The organism is Ferrimonas sediminum, assembly GCF_900100175.1.
Taxonomy (GTDB): domain Bacteria; phylum Pseudomonadota; class Gammaproteobacteria; order Enterobacterales; family Shewanellaceae; genus Ferrimonas; species Ferrimonas sediminum.
The window spans coordinates 17,656-36,388 of sequence record NZ_FNEM01000006.1; the positions used below are offsets into that span (position 1 = coordinate 17,656).

Annotated in this window: 19 protein-coding genes and 2 tRNA genes; 12 read left to right on the plus strand and 9 right to left on the minus strand. The window is 54.4% G+C overall.

Going from position 1 to position 18,733, the window contains the following annotated elements:
* The first annotated feature begins 12 nt into the window (after nt 1–12).
* The 3 genes from BLT77_RS08955 (at nt 13) to BLT77_RS08965 (ending at nt 4,647) form a co-directional block, all read left to right on the plus strand.
* Nucleotides 13–2,025, plus strand: coding sequence for an MtrB/PioB family decaheme-associated outer membrane protein (locus BLT77_RS08955; protein WP_090364899.1), 2,013 nt, complete (start codon nt 13–15; stop codon nt 2,023–2,025).
* Nucleotides 2,026–2,232: 207 nt separating this feature from the next.
* Nucleotides 2,233–3,705, plus strand: coding sequence for a methyl-accepting chemotaxis protein (locus tag BLT77_RS08960; RefSeq protein WP_090364902.1), 1,473 nt, complete (start codon nt 2,233–2,235; stop codon nt 3,703–3,705).
* A 63-nt stretch (nt 3,706–3,768) separates the two neighbouring features.
* A complete protein-coding gene (locus tag BLT77_RS08965) occupies nt 3,769–4,647 on the plus strand; it encodes a D-hexose-6-phosphate mutarotase (protein ID WP_090364904.1) in 879 nt (292 codons plus the stop codon).
* A 98-nt stretch (nt 4,648–4,745) separates the two neighbouring features.
* Here the strand turns inward: BLT77_RS08965 and BLT77_RS08970 are convergent, their stop codons facing one another.
* The 3 genes from BLT77_RS08970 to hemG form a co-directional block, all read right to left on the minus strand.
* Nucleotides 4,746–5,399: a deoxynucleoside kinase gene (locus BLT77_RS08970; protein ID WP_090364907.1), complete on the minus strand. Its 654-nt coding sequence runs from the start codon at nt 5,397–5,399 to the stop codon at nt 4,746–4,748.
* A gap of 361 nt (nt 5,400–5,760) precedes the next feature.
* A complete protein-coding gene (locus BLT77_RS08975) occupies nt 5,761–6,264 on the minus strand; it encodes a cytochrome b/b6 domain-containing protein (RefSeq protein WP_143026596.1) in 504 nt (167 codons plus the stop codon).
* A gap of 25 nt (nt 6,265–6,289) precedes the next feature.
* Complete coding sequence (gene hemG, locus BLT77_RS08980) at nt 6,290–6,814, minus strand: menaquinone-dependent protoporphyrinogen IX dehydrogenase (protein ID WP_090364913.1); 525 nt, start codon at nt 6,812–6,814, stop codon at nt 6,290–6,292.
* Between the two features lie 363 nt (nt 6,815–7,177).
* Here hemG and BLT77_RS08985 point away from each other — a divergent pair, with 363 nt between their 5' ends.
* Entirely contained in the window at nt 7,178–7,375 is a 198-nt protein-coding gene (locus BLT77_RS08985) for a hypothetical protein (protein ID WP_090364914.1), read from the plus strand.
* Nucleotides 7,376–7,555: 180 nt separating this feature from the next.
* On the opposite strand, the gene BLT77_RS08990 is transcribed toward BLT77_RS08985, so the two are convergent.
* Together BLT77_RS08990 and speB are read right to left on the minus strand one after the other, a co-directional pair.
* Nucleotides 7,556–8,581 carry an acyltransferase gene (locus tag BLT77_RS08990; protein WP_090364917.1) on the minus strand — a complete coding sequence of 342 codons (1,026 nt, stop codon included), beginning with the start codon at nt 8,579–8,581 and terminating at the stop codon, nt 7,556–7,558.
* 190 nt (nt 8,582–8,771) lie between these two features.
* On the minus strand, nt 8,772–9,689 hold the full coding sequence (gene speB / locus BLT77_RS08995) for an agmatinase (protein ID WP_090364920.1): 918 nt from the start codon (nt 9,687–9,689) through the stop codon (nt 8,772–8,774).
* Nucleotides 9,690–9,903: 214 nt separating this feature from the next.
* On the opposite strand from speB, the gene BLT77_RS09000 reads away from it, so the two are divergent.
* A complete protein-coding gene (locus BLT77_RS09000; RefSeq protein ID WP_090364922.1) occupies nt 9,904–10,167 on the plus strand; it encodes a hypothetical protein in 264 nt (87 codons plus the stop codon).
* Here BLT77_RS09000 and BLT77_RS09005 read toward each other — a convergent pair.
* Together BLT77_RS09005 and gloA are read right to left on the minus strand one after the other, a co-directional pair.
* Nucleotides 10,164–11,588 carry a Mur ligase family protein gene (locus BLT77_RS09005; protein ID WP_090364924.1) on the minus strand — a complete coding sequence of 475 codons (1,425 nt, stop codon included), beginning with the start codon at nt 11,586–11,588 and terminating at the stop codon, nt 10,164–10,166. The two genes, BLT77_RS09000 and BLT77_RS09005, sit on opposite strands and share 4 nt — an antisense overlap.
* Nucleotides 11,589–11,628: 40 nt before the next feature.
* Nucleotides 11,629–12,042: a lactoylglutathione lyase gene (gene gloA, locus BLT77_RS09010; protein WP_090364927.1), complete on the minus strand. Its 414-nt coding sequence runs from the start codon at nt 12,040–12,042 to the stop codon at nt 11,629–11,631.
* Between the two features lie 776 nt (nt 12,043–12,818).
* Here gloA and uvrY point away from each other — a divergent pair.
* From uvrY to BLT77_RS09035, 5 genes are all read left to right on the plus strand, one after another.
* Complete coding sequence (uvrY, locus tag BLT77_RS09015; protein WP_090364930.1) at nt 12,819–13,460, plus strand: UvrY/SirA/GacA family response regulator transcription factor; 642 nt, start codon at nt 12,819–12,821, stop codon at nt 13,458–13,460.
* Nucleotides 13,461–13,472: 12 nt separating this feature from the next.
* Complete coding sequence (uvrC, locus tag BLT77_RS09020; protein ID WP_090364933.1) at nt 13,473–15,311, plus strand: excinuclease ABC subunit UvrC; 1,839 nt, start codon at nt 13,473–13,475, stop codon at nt 15,309–15,311.
* Nucleotides 15,312–15,361: 50 nt separating this feature from the next.
* Nucleotides 15,362–15,916: a CDP-diacylglycerol--glycerol-3-phosphate 3-phosphatidyltransferase gene (gene pgsA, locus BLT77_RS09025; RefSeq protein WP_090364936.1), complete on the plus strand. Its 555-nt coding sequence runs from the start codon at nt 15,362–15,364 to the stop codon at nt 15,914–15,916.
* 112 nt (nt 15,917–16,028) lie between these two features.
* Nucleotides 16,029–16,102, plus strand: a tRNA-Cys gene (locus tag BLT77_RS09030).
* Nucleotides 16,103–16,142: 40 nt separating this feature from the next.
* Nucleotides 16,143–16,229 (plus strand) — tRNA-Leu (locus tag BLT77_RS09035).
* A gap of 360 nt (nt 16,230–16,589) precedes the next feature.
* On the opposite strand, the gene BLT77_RS09040 is transcribed toward BLT77_RS09035, so the two are convergent.
* Together BLT77_RS09040 and BLT77_RS20630 are read right to left on the minus strand one after the other, a co-directional pair.
* Nucleotides 16,590–17,282, minus strand: coding sequence for a substrate binding domain-containing protein (locus BLT77_RS09040; RefSeq protein WP_245709904.1), 693 nt, complete (start codon nt 17,280–17,282; stop codon nt 16,590–16,592).
* Between the two features lie 59 nt (nt 17,283–17,341).
* On the minus strand, nt 17,342–17,470 hold the full coding sequence (locus BLT77_RS20630; protein ID WP_342707535.1) for a LysR family transcriptional regulator: 129 nt from the start codon (nt 17,468–17,470) through the stop codon (nt 17,342–17,344).
* 260 nt (nt 17,471–17,730) lie between these two features.
* Between BLT77_RS20630 and BLT77_RS09045 the strand changes: the two genes are divergently transcribed.
* Together BLT77_RS09045 and BLT77_RS09050 are read left to right on the plus strand one after the other, a co-directional pair.
* The gene (locus BLT77_RS09045; RefSeq protein ID WP_090364938.1) at nt 17,731–18,054 is read left to right on the plus strand and encodes a putative quinol monooxygenase; all 324 of its coding nucleotides are present in this window, start codon (nt 17,731–17,733) and stop codon (nt 18,052–18,054) included.
* A gap of 67 nt (nt 18,055–18,121) precedes the next feature.
* Nucleotides 18,122–18,658 (plus strand): nuclear transport factor 2 family protein, encoded by a 537-nt coding sequence (locus BLT77_RS09050; RefSeq protein WP_090364941.1) that lies wholly within the window; start codon nt 18,122–18,124, stop codon nt 18,656–18,658.
* Nucleotides 18,659–18,733: the final 75 nt, after the last annotated feature.

Consider the following 18,733-nt stretch of genomic DNA (forward strand, 5'->3'; position numbering starts at 1 on the left):
GGGAGAACCAGAATGAAAACTCAAATCAGTGTAGTGGCAGCCACTCTGCTGGCCCTGTGTGGCCAGGCGAACGCCTTCGATTTTGGTGTGCCAGCAGCCAACACCAGCAAGGCCAAAACCGACGCATGGGCGTGTAAGAAGTGCGTCAGCAGTGACAGTATTCAAGGCAGCGTAGCCGTAGGCCTGGGCAATGCAATCAGCAGCGACGACCATGCCGCCAACGCCCTGGGGTACGAGGACGGCTTTGCGGCGTCGGTGGACGCGGACTTGCTGCACCGCAGTGACTCCGGCTTGCGCACCAGCGTCGAGGCCAAGGAGCTGGGCAGCAAGCGCGGCGATCTGGCGGTGACTGCCGGCCGGGCGGGTCAATGGAAAGTGGGTGCCAGCCTGGATCAAAAATACCAGGTTGATTCAACCACCGCCCACAGTGATCTGCTCGCCAGCGGCAATACGCTGGTGCGACAGGGAGAGCCGGTACAGCAGCAACTGGATAAAGAGCGGCAGCAGCTGGGTTTTGACGCCAAATACATGGGCAGTCACTGGGGCAGTTACCTGTCGATGACCAGCGAATCGCGTAAAGGCAGTCAGCGCAGCAGCATCAGCAACGGCGGTGTTGAAGCTCAGAACATTGTGGCGCCCATCGACAGCACCACTCAGAATCTGACGGCAGCCGTGCATGTGAGCGGTGGCGACTGGCTGGCGGAAGCCGGCGTCAAAGGCAGCTGGTACGACAACGACATCGATAGCCTGTCCCTCGAAGGGGCCGCTCAGCCGGCTCAAGCCGGGGCTCCGGACAATCAGGCTTACTCTGTCTACCTTAAGGGGCGTTATCGCCTCGGGGCTACCCAGTTGAGTGGTCGGCTGGCCAGCGGCCGACAGACTCAGGATCAGGACCTGGTCACTCTCACCGGCGTACCGACTGGGGTGACGGCGGCAGATCTGCAGGTGGACACCCTGGACGGCCAGTTGGCACTGGTAAGCCGTTTGTCCTCTAAGTCGACGCTGCGGGCATCGATGATCTACAACGACCGTGACAACGCGTCTACCCTGTATCAGTTTGACCAGCTTCGCTTTGATACCCTCAGCGGTACCGTGGAACAGACTCAGGCGGTTGATCGGAGCTACGGCACCTACAAAGTGTCTGCGGATTACCGTTTGGCGTCCGGCCACAAGCTCACCGGTGGTGTGGATTACAAGCAGACCGAGCGCAGTGCCGGAGACCGTGAGGAGACCGATGAAGTCACCGCCTGGGCCCGTTACCACTGGTCTGCTGCTGCTCGTTGGGACATGCGGGTGAAAGCCAGCTTTGGTCAGCGTGACGGTTCCCGCTATCAGGCCGGGGCGGCCACCTCGACTGAGAGCAATGAGCTGATGCGCAAATACTATCTGGCGGATCGTGACCGCACCAAGCTGGAGCTGGAGATCAGCCACACGCCACTGGACAGCGTGTCATTGGATTTCAGCACCTATTACGCGCTGGATGATTACAGCGATACCGAGATTGGACTGACTGAGTCAGAGGACTACGGCTGGGATCTCAGCGGCCACTGGCAGGCGCTGTCCAGCGTGTCGGTCACCGCCTTTGGCGGCATGCAGTGGATTGATAACCAGCAGCTGGGCAGTGACAGCGGCAGCTATGCTACCTGGGCAGCCGAGAACCACGATGAATTCGGCTATGCCGGCGTGTCTGTGGCCTATACCGGCCTGCAGGAGCAGGGCATTCAGCTGTCCATGGATTATCAGTACAGCTACTCCGGCAGTGACGTCGATACCAGTGGTCAACCCTTTGACGACGACTATGAGTCCGACAGTCACAGTGTATCGTTGAACGCCGGCTACGCTATCAGCGCCGCTGCCTCCGTGGGCCTGCGTTATCAGTATGAGCGCTATCAGGACAGCGATTATGCCGAGGTTCCAGTGGAAAACTACCCCGGTCAGGGCGTTACCGGCCTGACTAGCCTGGGTCAACTGAGCCAGAACTATAACGCTCACTTAATCATGCTGACCTTGAGTTATCGCCTTTAAGGGCTAAGGTAGGCATTACATCAAGCGGGCTGAGGCCCGCTTTTTTGTGGTCCTGGTTCGGGGTAATAAAATGGCGAGTGACCAAAGTGTGATCAACGAAGAAGTTTTATCAACGGATGAATATGAATAGAGTTTTTACTCTATTTCTTTGATTCCGATTTGATTACTCTGAGGAGGTGGGGGAACAGACTGACAAGGAAAAACATCATGAACCCTGTAACGCTGTGGCGTCACTGCTTTCAACCTCAGGACGCTCAATGGACCAATGAACAAACCCGCTACGTTGATACCGCACTTTTTTTCCTGTTTCTCTCTTTTCTAACTGGTGTGTACAGCCTCGTAAAATGGTCCAGCAATGGCCATGAGGTTTTGACTCAGACGTCGATACTGCTGATCATCGTGGAGTTGGCGGCAGGGCTAACCATCCGCTTTTTGCGTGCGCCGGTGCTGGCCCTGAATCTGGGCTTTTTCGGCATGAGCTTGCATTGCCTCAATATGATCTACCAGACCGGTGGTTTTATCGGCTCCAGCCAGAGCCTGTGGGTGCCGGTGATGATCATCGCGTTTTACCTGTGTGCCTCGACGCTGATGGCGTCCCTCTGGTCGCTGATGATTGGCGGTACCACCCTGGCGATGGTGTTGGCTTTCCTGGAGGGCGCAGCGTTCCCGGAGATGGCGCTGTCCGGACGGGCACAGGCCATTGAGATGATCTCCGGTGTGGTGGTACCGCTGCTGGTGATTGCCACGGCTCAGGGCTTTACGGCCAGATTACGCCGCAAAGCGCTGGCCGACTCTGAGCAGGCGCAACTGGAGATGGCGGCGGCGGCGGAGCAGGCCCGGCAGGGGCAGCAGCAGTTGAATGAGGTGATGCAACAGGTACGACTGAACGTCAATCAGCTGATGGAGCTGGCGGCGGATCTGGATGGCCAGTCGCACTCCCTGCACCAGCATGTGGATACCCTCAATAATAACTGCAGCGGTCAGTCCTGCGCCTCTGAACAGATGACTGCCCAACTGCAGCAACTTACCGAAGACATGAATCGCTCCGATCAGTTCGTCTCTGATCTGCAGCACCACAGCGACACCATCAACCAACAGGCCCAGCGCAGCTCCTCCAGCTTGCAGGCGTCCACTGGCGCCATCGATCGCATCCTCACCGCCAATGAAAAGATCACCAGCGTCGCGGATCTGATCACCTCGGTGGCCGAGCAGACCAATTTGCTGGCATTGAATGCCGCCATCGAAGCGGCCCGGGCCGGCGAGCAGGGCAGGGGCTTTGCGGTGGTGGCAGAGCAGGTGCGTGAGTTGTCGGCCAAGAGCAATGGCGCCGCCCTGGAGATTCGCACCATTTTGGAGGAGGGCCGCAAAGAGGTGAATCATGGGCAGCAGGTGATGCAGTCAACCACCTCGGAGATCTCCGGCATCATTGCCCAGGTGAGCACTACACAGCAAGAGGTGAGCCAGCTTACGGACATCTTTAAGCATCAGGCCCAGGCGGTGGAGGAGTTGTATACCGCCAGTGCCGAAGTGTCGTCTGGAGTGGTAGACACCAGCCAGGTCGCCGAACAGGTGGCCGAGCAAGGAGCGAAGCTGGCCCACCAGGTGACCACCATCAAAGGGTTGACGGCTTCATTGACCGGCGTTGTGGATAACAGCGCCCCGGTTTCCCGTAGGGAGTGAGCCTTAGCGGGATGAGGAGACTGGGTCTATCCTCAGTGCATAGGCTGCATTGAAGAGGTACCCATGCAAGCAGCGCTACACCCGGTCTCGGAGCAGTTTATTACCGACTCGGTTTCCCGGGCCTTCCTTAAGGGGGGGCTGCCAGTGTTGGTGGTTCGTAACTCGTTTGCCGATGCCATCATCAGCTTATTTGGCGCTCAGTTACTCAGTTACCGCCCCTGCGGTGGCAGTGAGTGGTTGTGGGTCAGCAATCTGGCTCGCCTGGATCAAACTTGTCCCATACGAGGGGGCATCCCCATCTGCTGGCCCTGGTTTGGGCGAAATCCCAAGCTTTCCGGGGCGCCGGCCCATGGTTTTGCCCGGACCCAGTTGTGGCAGCTGGATGCGGTCTCTGACACCAGTCGCGGCACTACCTTGTCGCTGTTTCTTTCTGACGATGATGTCAGTCCGGATTACTGGCCGTTTGCGTTTGAGTTGCAACTGGATGTCACCATCGGTCACCAGCTGGAGCTGTCGCTCACCGGCCACAACTGTGACCACCATCCGTGGCGGTTTTCAACGGCCTTGCACAGCTACTTTAATGTCGGCGACGTGAGCAAAACCACCGTATATGGGGTTGGTGGCCGCTATCGGGATAAGCTCAACGGGCAAAGTGTCATCGACACCGGCCCCTTACAAGTAAGCCCTCCGCTGGATCGCATCTACCCTGGAGCCGCGCCCCAGGTGGTGATGGCGGCAGCCCAGCACAGCATTTTACTCGACCAGGCCGGCATGGACTCGGTGGTGGTGTGGCATCCGGGAACCCGGCTCCCCAAAGACATGGATGCGACTACGTCCGGGTCCATGCTGTGCGTCGAGACGGCGGCGCTGGGAAGCGAAGGTATCACCCTGGCGCCCGGAAAGGCGCATCAACTTAAACTGGTGGTCAGTCGCCAGGCATAAAAAAAGCCGCTTGAAATAAAGCGGCTGAATTTTATCGGGAAGGATTGACTTAAACGGTCAACACCCCCAGTAAACGCGACTATCTTAGAAAATGCATTCTAACCGGCGTTTAATACCTGGCACACGTCAATCACCTGTTCGGCCAGACCGTCCGGGCAGCCGAAGTGGGTCCAGTCGACGGTCAACAGGTGCGTATTGTACTTGTCGCAGATGTGCGGCAGAAACGTATTGTGGCAGTCAGAAATCAACTGGATGTAGCTTTGTGGGGTGCCCACTTCAGCATCGCGCCCACGGCTCAGCATACGCTCATAGGAGACGATAGGGTCGGACTTCAGGTACACCACGGCGCTGACCTGCGGGTAGTCTTCCAACTTATCCTGAATGTCGTAGTAGTAATCCAGATCTTTGCCATCCGGGCGGCAGGCTTCAGCCAGGTTCGCCTGGCAAAAGACCAGATCGGAAAACAGAGAACGTTCGATGATGTAGTTAAAGCCGGGATCCAGGTCTTGGCAGGTTTCCGCGCGCTTGTTGGTGATGTAGCGCTGGAAATTGATTCGCTGCGACGGATCATTGGTGAATGCCTTAAGCAGTCGCTGAAATTCGGGGTCTGTGTCCACCTCTTCGATGATCAATCGCCAAGGCCTGTCATCAAGATTGCTTAACCGGTCAGCCAGTTTCGGGAGTAGGGTGGATTTGCCTACGCCAATGTTGCCTTCAATGGCGATCAGTTTGAAATCTTGAGTTTGGTTCACGTTCAACGGCTCCTGTAAATTGGAACGCGATGATAGCAAAACTGTAAGAATTTAAAACGTAAAAAAGGCCACTTTTGTTGAGGTTTTTCTTACCAAATTGGTTGACAGTGCATTATATATTGATGAGTTTGCATTTTTCTTCACCTTAATGGTTAAATCAAGTTCAATTAACAATTAACTGCATGTATTTTAAGCCTATATTTCTTAGTGTTAGAGTGGGTGAATACCAGCTCTGGTTGTTTTTTGTGCGGCATTAGGGAGCGGATTACGATGTGGGCTGACAACTATGTTGCATAACTATCAATTTTGGCATGAAAGGGTCAAATGCCTGGATCTCAACCAGGCATTGTCAACTGTTCAATCAGCGCAGCATCTCTAGGAAATGGCTGAAAGAGGCGATGGCGTGAACAATGAGGTACCAGAACAACGCCCCGGCCAGATCGATATGACAGTCGCGCAATGTCATGGCCATGGAACCTCCCTGGGACATCAGCCAGCCACAGCCGCTCAGTCCTACCAGTACCATCAGAATCAGGCCGAAACCCTCAATGAACGTCAGCAGGCCCGGGGCTCCCGCAGCGGGCAGTTGCTTATTTTTAAGCTGGCGTAAATCGTTGACTATGGGGGAGATCTGGCCAATACACCAGCCGAAATACAGTCGCCATTGCCCTAATCGGCAGCATTTATACAGGAAGCACAGGCTTAACAGGGCCGTGATGCTTCCCAGCACAATATGGTTGTAGTCCCAAAATCCCGCATTGACGTGGATTCGGTTGGCCAGATGCACCTGATCGGCGGTGATAAACAGCCAGATTGCCAGCAGTGCCAACATAACGTGAAGGCGTTCAAACAGTTGCGACATCATCTATCCTTGTCAGCACCAGGGAGTGCTAGTAGTTTGCCACTTGCCGGGAGAAGCGATCTACCTTGTCCCAATCGGTGTACTCAATGCAGCTGCTGAGATCGGTGGGTCCCTTGGTAATCCGCATGATAAGCCGGATGATGTGCTTATCCAGGAAGTTGTACCTCTGGTAGTCAATCATGCCGCCAAACACCTCCATGAAGTCCGGCACCCAGGCGATGCGCTTCAGGAATGCCTGCATATAGGGGTTGGTTTGCGGGCTGTCTTTACCCGGTTTTCTGGCTACCAGGCTGACCGAGAAGAACCCCGCCGGTTTCTGCTCCAGTACATCTTGGTGTTTTTTAATGAACTGAAACACCTGATGGGAATGCTTACCGTGTTTGATGCTGGCACCGATCAAAATCTTATCGAATGGCATCAGGTCCAGGTCAGGTTCAGCCAGGTTATGTAAGGTAACGATTTCGCCCTTCTTCTCCAGTTGTGCCTGAATTTGTTTGCAGATTTTTAGGGTTTGGCCTTTATCGGTGGAATAGGCGATTAACGTAGTGCTCATGTATTCTCCAGCTGATCAACCTTGGGTCGACCGGGTTATGATAGCGAATAGCCCCAAGGGTTTAATTTGAACAGGATCACCCCTTGGCAGGTTGGGGCCCTGGCAGCGGACTTAAGTGCCCGTTTTGTGACCTGAAAAGCGACTGTGAGTGGTGGGACAACGACGAGTTACACAGGTTCAATGAAGTTGTTGCATTTGCTCAGATTTCAGTCACAGGTGGATGCCGAAGGCACACCAATCAGGCAGTCTTGAGCAAGGTTCATATTAAACCTAGGTGACTTGAGAAATTTGGTGATATACTTAAAAGGTACTTTGTCACTGTCAATGGGATACCCCTTATCCCGCGTTGTTGAAGTAGGAAAAATGAGAATTAGATTAGAACAGTTAAATAGCGATGAGCTTGATTATCTCTATAAGTTGCGCAAAGCAAGAACTTTAGCAACTCTGGAATTAATGACTGAAAAGCTGGAGCGTGACGCAGCCAATAGCGAAGAAGAAGCGTCGATTTGTCGAGCTTTTGACGTGCGGGAAACAGAGATAGAGCAGGGGCGCTACGTATAAACCCGTTTGCGGCTTATCGACCCAGAACCTCTAACTTGAATAATTAATCCAATAACTTGATAACGATCTATTGAATTCAGATCGTACCGCTCTGTTGCTCCCCTCCCTCTATGATTTTGAAAAACTCTTTTTTATCCGTTACTTGAGCACCGACGCAGGTCGATGCTCAAGTGCGATAGTTCAGGGAACCAGCCGTTTTAGTAACGGAATTCGGGCCAGTACCATGGTTACCAGCAACGCACAGATTAATGTCAGTAGTGACAAGGCTGGTATTGCCAGCCAGTTGCTGCCAAACCATTGGTAAAAGCCATTGCCTATCTGGCGTACCGGGATTAACAGCAACGGATGAATGAGGTAGATGCCCAGGCTGTACTTGGAGACTAACGATATCATCTGACGGGTTGTCACATTGATGTTATCGGCCCATTTTTGTGCAAGAACAAAAATCATACCGGCTATGGCCACGGTATTCAGGGATTTATATCCCATGAAGAAACTGCTGTAGCCTTGTTTTAATTCGCTGAACCACCAGCTGCCAAACACGTTGACCACCATGGCAGTGAGTCCTGCTAAAATCCACCATTTACGGCTGTTATTATTATCGTTGTGAAATAAATACCACCCGAGAATGAGATAGCCGCTGTAGAGAATTATATTCTGCCGAAGTGGCGTTTCTACTTTTAGCCAGTGCATTAAGGTCAATAACAACCAGCCAGCGATGACCAGTCTGACTCGCTCTTTTCCCATGGCAGCCAGCATCGGTGCTAAAAGCGGAATCACAAAATAGAGCGGAATAAAATCATAAAAAAACCACAAATGATACCAAACCGGTTCATCGGGAGAGGCGGTCACATTTTCAATAAATGGTTGAATATCAAATGTTTCTGAAAAAAACGTCGGTACCAAGGAATAGATCAGCGTCCAGCCAATAAAGGGGATGGCGACTTTGGAAAGGCGACGGGTCAGGTAGTAGCGGCAATTAAAGGGGCGGCTGTCTGACAGCAGCAACGCGCCGGTTATCATCATGAATATCGGTACGGCCCAACGGGTAACGGCGTTGTAACTGCTGGCTGCCAACCACTCGGTTTCCGGGGCCAATCCATACAGGTGACGCCAGGGTCCGAGTACGTGGATGATGACGACGGCGACGGCGGCCAGACAGCGTAGCAGATCCAGGTAGAAGATGGTGTTCTTCTGTGTCGACATGATCTTTCCTCATTGCTTCAGGCCGATGGAAACGGGCCGGAATTGGCATTGCGCCGCTCAGTATCGTTCGAATAAACCATCAGCATACCTCAGTAAATAAAGAGGAAACAGTAGCCTAGCTTAATCAATCTTGAACCGCAGCAAACAAAACGCCGCCCTGGAGGCGGCGTTGGCCTGAGCCGAAAACCGGCTACTTCTGATGTGCGACCACGTACAGCAATTCGGTGGCGATGGTGGCGGCGGCCAGGGCGGTGGTTTCAGCGTGATCGTAGGCCGGGGCCACTTCGACCACATCCATGCCTACAATCGGCAATTGAGTCAGTTTACGCAGCACTTTAAGTACCTTATCCGTAGTCATGCCGCCGCATACCGGCGTTCCTGTGCCGGGGGCATAGGCGGGATCCAGGCAGTCAATGTCGAAGGTGAGATACACCGGGCGGTTTCCAACCCGGGCAATAATCTGCGCGGCAATCTCATCGGCACTGAGATCGTTGGCGCTGTCCGCAGTCAGCACCTCAAACGGGTGATTCTGGTAGTCGTACTCGGTGCGGATGCCTATTTGAATGGAGTGCCCGGTATCGATCAGCCCCTCTTTCGGGGCGTGGTAGAACATGGTTCCGTGATCGTAGCGACTGCCCATGCTGTAGGTGTCGGTGTGGGCGTCAAAGTGGACCAGTGCCAGTTGGCCAAATTTTTTAGCGTGGGCTCTTAATAGTGGCAGAGTCACAAAATGGTCACCACCAAAGGTGAGCATCCGTTTATCGGCATCAAGCACTGAACCGGCATGGGCTTCCAACCCCTGCAACAGTTGTTCGGCGTCGCCACAGTCGAACACCAGATCGCCGCAATCCACTACGGACAACCGATCTTCCAGGGCGAAACGCCAGGGATAACGCTGATCTTCCCAGGCCAGATTTACCGAGGCGCGTCGAATGGCATCGGGGCCATTGCGACTGCCGGGACGGCCGGTAGTGGCCAGATCAAAGGGAACACCGGTGACCACCCAGTCGGCGTTCGACTGGGTTGGACGAAACTCCAGAGGCTGGCGCAAAAAGCCAAAGGCATTGGAGTAAAGAGAGTAATCTTTTTTATCGGCAAGCGTTGCCATACTAACCTCAACACCCATCACGTCGGATGGCGCTGGTAAAGGGGTGAACGAAGGAACATTTTCACCCGAGTCCCGGGTTTTGTCACCAAGTTCCCGTCGGCATTCGCGCTTTTTGCTAAAGAACTGCTGTAACAATGACCAGTTGCCCGTCTGAGGGGCGAAATGTGGCGCGGTGACCATTACACTGAGGCAACCCTGATTTTGGAGAAAACTGATGTCTCATCAATGGCGTGTAGAATGGCAAGGGCATAAGATTCGGGTGCAGTCGACTTGGGCGGCCGGTACCCGTCTGTACCTGGACGAGCAGTTGGTGGATCGCAACGGCGCCGTTTTCGGCTTGCCGGCACTGCAGCGTGTGGTGGGGCACCTCGACGATCAACCGGTAAGCGCCGAGGTGCAGTATCAGATGTTCTGGCCGACGGTGAAAATCCGGGTGGGCGAGGAGCTGATTTTCGAAAAGCGCGCCCGGGCGTTCTAACGGGAGGCGGGCCTGAGCTGGGTCAGAATCTGCCAGTCGCCGTCATAAGGGGCAGGATGGGCGCGGTCGGCGCTCAGGTATTGATACTGCTCATCGCCTTTGCCGCATAGCAGCAGCAGGTCGCCAGGCTTCATGGCGGCCAGGGCGGCGGCGATGGCGCCGTGGCGACAGGGGATCTGCCGGGCTGCCCGATCCGGATCCATACGCTTCAGGATCTGTTCAATCGGCCGGCCTAATGGGTTGTCACAGGTAAAATAGCAGTGATCCGACAGGGTCAGTGCGGTGGTTCCAATCTGAGCGGCGTCTTCAATCCGATCGCCGGTGACGCCCACCACGGTATGGATGGCGCCCTGACACTGTTGCCGAGCCTGATTGAGTAACAGACTCAGGCTGGGCTGATTATGCGCATAATCGACAATGGCCTGGCTGCCGTCCGCCCACACCATCCGCTGGCCTCGTCCCGGCGCGGTGCGCAGTTGCACCAGTTGGTGGATGACAGTGCTCAGGGGGTGGCCGGCGGCCAGCGCGGCACCGATCATCGCCAGGGCATTTTCCACATTGTATTGAAACGGCAAAGCCAGCCGACAGGGATAACGGTTTTGCTGATAATGCAGCACAAACTCACTGCCCTGAGCCCCACAGTGGTGAATGTCGGCGTACAGGGTTGCGCTGGAATCCGTGCAGCTGTAACCGATGATATCGGCACGCTGGCGGCAACGATCCGCAATCACGGCGGCACTGTCGTCATCCAGGTTGATCACCGCCGTGCCGCCGGGCTTAAGCCGATCAATGAGTCGCAGCTTGGCTTGCTGATAGGCATCGCGATGGCCATGGAAGTCGAGGTGATCCTCGCTGATGTTGGTGAATACCGCGACATCAAACAGCATGGCGTCGACCCGATCCTGGGCCAGTGCATGGCTGCTGACCTCCATCACATGATGACGATACCCCTGTTGCCGTAGCTCATGAAACTGGTTGAGCAGGGTCACGGCGTCGGCGGTGGTGTTCAGCTGCGGCACAAGATGATTGCCCGCCAGCCGGCCTAATGTGCCGCTGTAGCTGCTGTGGTCTTCCTGGTTCAGCAGCTGATGCAGGCCATAGGCCACCGTGGTTTTGCCGTTGGTTCCGGTGACGCCTATCTGAGTCAGTCCCTCTGCGGGAAACTGAAGGTAGTGATTGATCAGGCTGATGCTGGCGGCAAAGCTACCGGTCACCAGGCAGGGAACACTCAGCGCCAGAGGCCGGGTGGCAATCACCACACAGGCGCCAGCATCCACTGCCGCCTCGGCAAATTGATGGCTGTCCTGATTCAGGCCCTGCTTGCAGACGAAGGCATCGCCGGAGCGTACCGCGCGACTGTCGAGGACAAAGCGGGCCGGGCCGAGACGGTTTAGGGTGTCGAGAAGCGTTGATTTGAGCATAGGTCTTGAGCCGGGCCTGACGACCCGACGGGAGCTGTGTTTAGTTGTCCAATCCTGCACTTGCCTGACTCTGTTGAATCAGTTCAATCATGTAACCATCGGGGTCGCGGACAAAGGCGATGTGGGTGTTGCCACCCAGTACTGGTCCGGGTTCACGGGTCACTTCGCCGCCGGCGGCTTTGATCTTGGCGCAGGCCTGGTAGATGTCATCAAAACCGAGAGCCAGGTGGCCAAAGGCGTTGCCAGGATCGTAATCGCTGACGCCCCAGTTATAGGTCAGTTCGACCACCGCATGACCCTCTTTCTCTTCTCCGTAACCGACAAACGCCAAGGTGTACTTGTACTCTGGATTTTCTGATTTACGCAGTAGGGTCATGCCCAGGACGTCGGTATAGAATTGAATGGAGCGATCGAGATCGCCCACGCGCAGCATAGTGTGCAGCATTTGTGGCATGGGGTGCGTTCCTTGATTGTCAATTATGGCGCAAAGTGTAATGCCTAATCTGCCACGGGTCGACCCGCGAAAAGCCAGATTGATGCCTGGCGAGCAAAATTTTCTGCCTGTGGAACCAGGAGTAAAATGAGCCAAGATCAGGAAGTTAACAAGGCTTTGGTGGAGCAACCGGCATCCTACGGCTGCGGCAAACCAGGGTTAGCTGCGATGGGGGAGTCGGTTACTATCCTGTGAAGGCTTACCCAATGATCACTCCGCTCTGTTGTGAGTCGTTTCCGTTGCGGTGGCTTTTGGGCGCCGTTATTGGCAGTAATAGTGTGGATTCTCAGGTGGTTTGCCTGTTTTGGTGCGCACAATCCAGACATAATCGCTAATAATTTTTTCTCTTTTGGGTTTTGGTGGGGGTGATCTGCACATATAAGCGCATGATTATTCGCCTGTTGCGACTTTGTCCATTGCCACCGTGAGTGATTGCCGTTGGGTCGTTAGGAGTGATAATAAAGCCGATTTTTTTGGAGTAAATCCTTGATAAGCTGGTTCAAATTCAAGAGGCAAAGACTGTCACGCTTAGTTGCCAAACGGGGGCTCAAGTCGGCAAGGTTGTTCGCGGGATAATTGATTAAGTGCATTAATAATCAATAGTTTATGAGAGTGAGTGTCGGCAGGGGCCGTCCGGGTGTAAACTGGTGTAAGCCCTTGATCGCATCAGTAATTTCAGTATTATCGAAGGACTGCTGACTGAGCAGTGATAACGGTTTGTATAAAGGGGTTGGCGTTTGATCCATATCTACCTAGTTGACGACCACGCACTGGTGCGTACCGGCATCCGTCGAATCTTGGATGATGAGCGGGGCATCAAAGTGGTTGGTGAAGCCGAAGACGGTGAAGTCGCGGTAAACTGGTGCCGCAAAAACGATGTTGATGTCATTTTAATGGACATGAACATGCCGGGCATTGGCGGTTTGGAGGCCACTCGTAAGATTCTCCGTTTTAATCCCGACGCCAAGATCATTGTGTTGACCATCCATACCGAAGAGCCGTTTCCCACCAAGGTGATGCAGGCCGGCGCTGCGGGCTACCTGACCAAGAATGCGCCTCCGGGCGAAATGGTTCAGGCGATTCGCCAGGTGGCATGCGGTCAGCGCTACCTGTCTCCGCAGATTGCCCAGCAGATGGCGTTGAATAAATTCAAGACCGAAGAGAACCCGTTCGACGACCTGTCGGAGCGGGAACTGCAGATCATGATGATGATTACCGCCGGACAGAAGGTCAGCGACATCTCCGAAAGCCTGAATCTGAGCCCTAAGACCGTCAACAGTTATCGCTACCGCCTGTTCCAGAAGCTGAACATCGGCGGCGATGTGGAGTTGACCCGTCTGGCCATTCGCTATGGTATGCTGGATGCAGAGAAACTCTGATCCCCAGCTTGAATGACCGACACACAATTTGATGCCAAGGCGTTTTTAAAGGCCGTAACTTCCCAACCTGGGGTGTATCGTATGTACGATGCCCCCGGCGGTACGGTGATCTACGTCGGCAAGGCCAAAAACCTTAAGAAACGACTCAGCTCCTATTTTCGCACCCAGTTGCCCGATGCCAAGACCCAGGCGCTGGTGGCCAACATCGGCTTTATCGAAGTCACCGTTACCCATACCGAAACCGAAGCGCTGATCCTGGAGCACGATTACATTAAGTTGTACATGCCCAGGTACAACGTTCTGCTTAGAGACGACAAATCCTACCCCTACATCTTCTTGTCCCAGCACCGGCACCCCAAACTGGGGTTTCATCGTGGCCCCCGGCGGGCCAAGGGCCGTTACTTCGGGCCATTTCCCAATGGCGGTGCCGTTCGCGACAGTCTGCACCTGATGCAGAAGCTGTTTCCCATTCGACAGTGTGAAGACGGCTATTACAAAGCCCGTTCCCGGCCGTGCCTGCAATACCAGCTTAAGCGCTGCAGTGCCCCCTGCGTCGGTAAGATCAGCGATGAGGATTACGCCGAGCAGGTCAAAATGGCGACCCTGTTTCTTCAAGGCAAAAACCGCCAGGTGATCGATCAACTGGTGGGCTGGATGGAACAGGCCAGTAACGACCTGAACTTTGAAAAGGCGGCCCTGTACCGGGATCAGATACAGGCGATGCGCACGGTGCAGGAACAGCAGGGCGTGCACGGCTCTCTGGGCCAAATGGACGTGGTGGGGGTGGCTACCGACAAAGGCATGGCCTGTTGCCATATGCTGTTCATTCGAGAGGGCAAGATTCTGGGCAGCCGTAGCTACTTTCCCAACCTGCCGGCAGACACCAGTGACGACGAATTGCTGACCTCGTTTCTGCTGCAGTTTTACCTCGGCGGCGGCGACGAGCGTCAGGTCCCGCCGGAGATCATCCTGCCGTTGATGCCGGAAGATCAGCTGCCGTTGCAGGAGGCGCTGACCCAGCGCGGCAACCATAAGGTGACCCTGAAACACACCGTCCGTGCCGATCGGGCGCAGTTTCAGCGGCTGGCCCAGACCAATGCGGTGACCGCACTCTCCAGCAAGGTGGCCCATAAAACCACAGTGGCGGATCGCTACCGGTTGCTGAATGAGACACTGGAACTGAGTCAGCCCATCAGCCGAATGGAGTGCTTCGACATCAGTCATACCATGGGGGAGCGCACTGTCGCCAGCTGCGTGGTGTTTGACGCCGAGGGGCCGTCGAAGCGGGACTATCGGCGCTATAACATCGATGGCATTACCCCGGGAGACGATTATGCCGCCATGGCCCAGGCCCTGAGGCGGCGGTTCGATAAAGTGGTGGAGGAGGTCAATATTCCCACCATTTTGTTTATCGACGGCGGGCGTGGCCAGTTGAGTCAGGCGGAAACCATTGTCGAAGAGACTCTGGGAGCCAAAGGCTTGAGGCTGCCGCTGCTGATTGGTGTGGCCAAAGGGGAGGGGCGTAAGCCGGGTTTGGAAACCCTGTTTGTCGGCTTTACCCGGGAGGTGATCGATCTGGCCGCCGACTCGCCGGCCCTGCACCTGATTCAACACATTCGGGACGAGGCCCACCGGTTTGCCATTTCCGGCCATCGGGCGGCGCGGGGCAAAGCCCGATCCCAATCCACCCTCGAACAGATCCCCGGAGTGGGCGCCAAACGACGTCAATCTCTGCTCAAATACATGGGCGGATTGCAGGAGATCAAAGGGGCCAGTGTTGAGGAATTGAGCAAAGTACCGGGAATTAGCGCAGAACTGGCACAAAAGATACATGACGCATTGCGCGGCTAACCGCTTTTGGGCATGATTGACGGCTACGTGAGCCAGCTAGGGCGTTTGTTTTGACCTTTAATATTCCAAATATTCTCACACTGTTACGGCTCGTACTGATCCCGTTCTTTTTGGTGTTCTTTTATCTACCGTGGGAATACGCATACGTGACCGCAGCGGGTATCTTCATGCTGGCGGCGTTTACCGATGCACTGGATGGCTACCTGGCACGAAAACTCAACCAGACTACGCCGTTTGGCGCCTTTCTCGATCCGGTGGTCGACAAGGTGATGGTCGCCAGTGCCCTGGTGGTGCTGGTGCAGAGTTACGAAAGCTCCATCTGGATGACCATCGCCGCCATTATTATGATCGGCCGGGAGATTGTGATTTCAGCCCTGCGTGAGTGGATGGCGGAGATGGGCAAACGCAGTAGCGTGGCGGTGTCCTGGATTGGCAAATTCAAAACCGCCGCCCAGATGCTGGCCATTACCGGCCTGATTGCGCAGATGAGCGAGGAGATGGTCAATATCTCCATGGTGATGCTGTATGTGGCCACGGCACTGACCCTATGGTCTATGCTGGTGTATCTGAAAGCGGCCTGGAAGGATCTGAGTGCTCACGGTTAAACCCCATTGGCCGTTTTGACAGCAGTTAACCTGTTTGAAGACAAATGGTTATTGACGGCGGTTAGGGTTTAAGTAGAATACACAGCGTCTTCGGGGACGAAGGCAGAAAAATGGCGCGTTGGCAGAGTGGCTATGCAGCGGATTGCAAATCCGTGGACCTCGGTTCGACTCCGGGACGCGCCTCCACTATTTGGAATAGAGATGCCGGATACGGTGCCTGTATTCTGCCCTGGTGGTGAAATTGGTAGACACAAGGGATTTAAAATCCCTCGCTGGTAACAGCGTGCCGGTTCAAGTCCGGCCCGGGGCACCATCTTCTGACCCTTGTGGTTAGTACATTAAAGCTCAATCTCCTTCGGAGGTTGGGCTTTTTTGTTGTCTGCCTACCCTTCGTATTTAATATGTGGTTTTCTTACCACTCACGCAGAAGTGCATTCCCATTTACTTTAAATTCGTAACTAAAATTGTGACTAAACTGGACCGTGGGAGTCCCAGATGGCAATGGGGTCAGAACAGACGATACCTATCGACATCGGCTGTGTGACCAAGGTGTCGTAACCGCGGCCAATTTAGTAGGGAAGGAGCACCGTCGCGGCGCACCCAGTGACGGGGAAATCCGTTATCCGAGTCGCTCGCGATGACGCGATTCACGATTGAAAAGCCATTCAGGCAATTACTGGAATACCAAATTTTTGGAGATTTTCTGTTTTATAAAATTGATAAAACATCGAACTTTAAGGGGGACATAGTGGCTTTGCGGATAGATCGCGTTAACAGGAAGCGGTGTTGCCACAAAGTCAGATAATACCGGTTCCAGCCTACCTGATTTAAGGTGTTCATCAAGCATCCAGATATTTAACTGGGCAAGGCCTGCCCCATCAAGCACCAGTTTCAGGATCACATCACCATTATCGCCTTGGATGTTGCCATTCAAGGCGACAGAGACGTTTGGGTCGTGATGGGAAAAATGCCAGATGTTAATGCTCTTCAGCATCGAATAGATCAGACAGTTGTGTCTTTGCAGGTCCGCCGGCTCTTTGGGTTCTCCGTGCTGTGCCAGATAATCGGGAGCGGCGACCAATAGCATAGGGTTGTCGAACAGGTGCCTGGCGACCAGGGATGAGTCCTCCAGCACCTTAGTCCGGATGGCGACGTCGACGCCTTCACTGATAAGGTCTACATGCTTGTCACTTAACGCCAGATCTACCTCAATATCGGGGGAGAGTGACAGAAACTCAGCCAAACTCGGTGCAATGACCAGGCGGCCAAACACTACCGGTGCTGCAACCCGGAGAACGCCTTGAGGCGTTGCCACCCGGGAACTGATCAACGCAAGTGCCTCATCCAGTTCGGACAGAATTGCCACACATTTGTCATAGTACTCTACGCCGGCCTGGGTCAGAGTCCGTTCGCGGCTGCTGCGGGTTAACCGCTTGCCCTGAGTTTGGCCTCTAAAGCAGACACCGTTTTACCGATTCTGCCTTGAGTCGAGCTCTGTTCTCTGGCCGCCGATGAAACACTACCAGTCTGTACAACTCGAACAAATGCTCGCATGGCGCTCAGTTGATCCGCTCTCCCTTGCTAGCATGAATTCCATATTGGAATTCATGCTATTCAAAATGCCCTAGTTATATTCTTAAAGCGCAGTATCTATCATGAGTCTCAGTGTCAACGACAGCGATTACCGGCGGTGGCGCCCGATGGGCGAATTCGAGCTGAAGCGGTCGTTTGATCCGGTTGTGTCTGAAACCCATCGCTAAGCGGTGACCGGCTGCAGCCTATTTGATACGAGATATCTAGAGAGGTAATCAATCATGGCAAAAGATCTTGTTTTTTATGTTGAATTTGATGTTAAGCCCGAGAGTGTCGACAAGTTTGTCAAAGGCGCCACCGGCGTCCTGGAGGCGATGTCCAAAGAGGACACCTTTGTCTCCACCTACTTCCATCGGGACGCCAATAACCCGAATAAATTCACTCTGTATGAGCGCTGGAATGAGCCGTCGATGGACGACTTTATGAAGAACCAGTTGCAGGGCAAGTCCTACCGCGATGAATACGAGGCCTACCTGCCAGATCTGTTGGCCAGCCCCCGTAAATTCACCGTGCTGGATCCCATCGATGAGTGGGAAAGCAAGTAATCCCGCGTTTCACATTGACCGTTAACAGCCTCAGGCAGCCTCCTGAGGCTGAGATAAGGAGAGAATCATGGATATGCAACAGAAACTGAAACAACTGCTCGACAAGCAAGAGATGACCGAGTTGATGTACAAATTCGCCCGAGCCCTCGATCGCGTCGATGGCGAACTGATGAAGTCCACCTATTGGGAGGACGCCATCGAGGAGCATCAGGATCCCATCTTCCCGGATCTGTTTTTCTATAACGACAATGCCCACGCATTCGTCGAGCCGGCGATGGAGGGGTTCAGAGCGCTGAAGGTGACCCAGCACCGCATCAGTAACCCCCTTATCGAGATCGATGGTGATACCGCCACCGCCGAGGCCTATGTGTGGGCCTACCACGTTCATGAAGAGGATGGGGTTGAGAAGGAGGGCATCTTAGGCGGCCGTCACCATTTCCAGTTTGAGCGACGCAATGGGGTTTGGAAAATCAAACACCGCTCTACCACCTTTGACTGGAATCAGAACCAGAACGCCACCGCCATCTGGGCAGAAAACTACAGCGATAAACTCCGAGGTAAGCGCGATAAAGCGGATGACAGTTACAACTACCTCAGCTTCTAACAGAGTGTAGCTAGCGGTCCTATCTATACTTGTCTCGGGCGGCGGCCCAATCGTTGAACTCTGCTTGTTACGTGG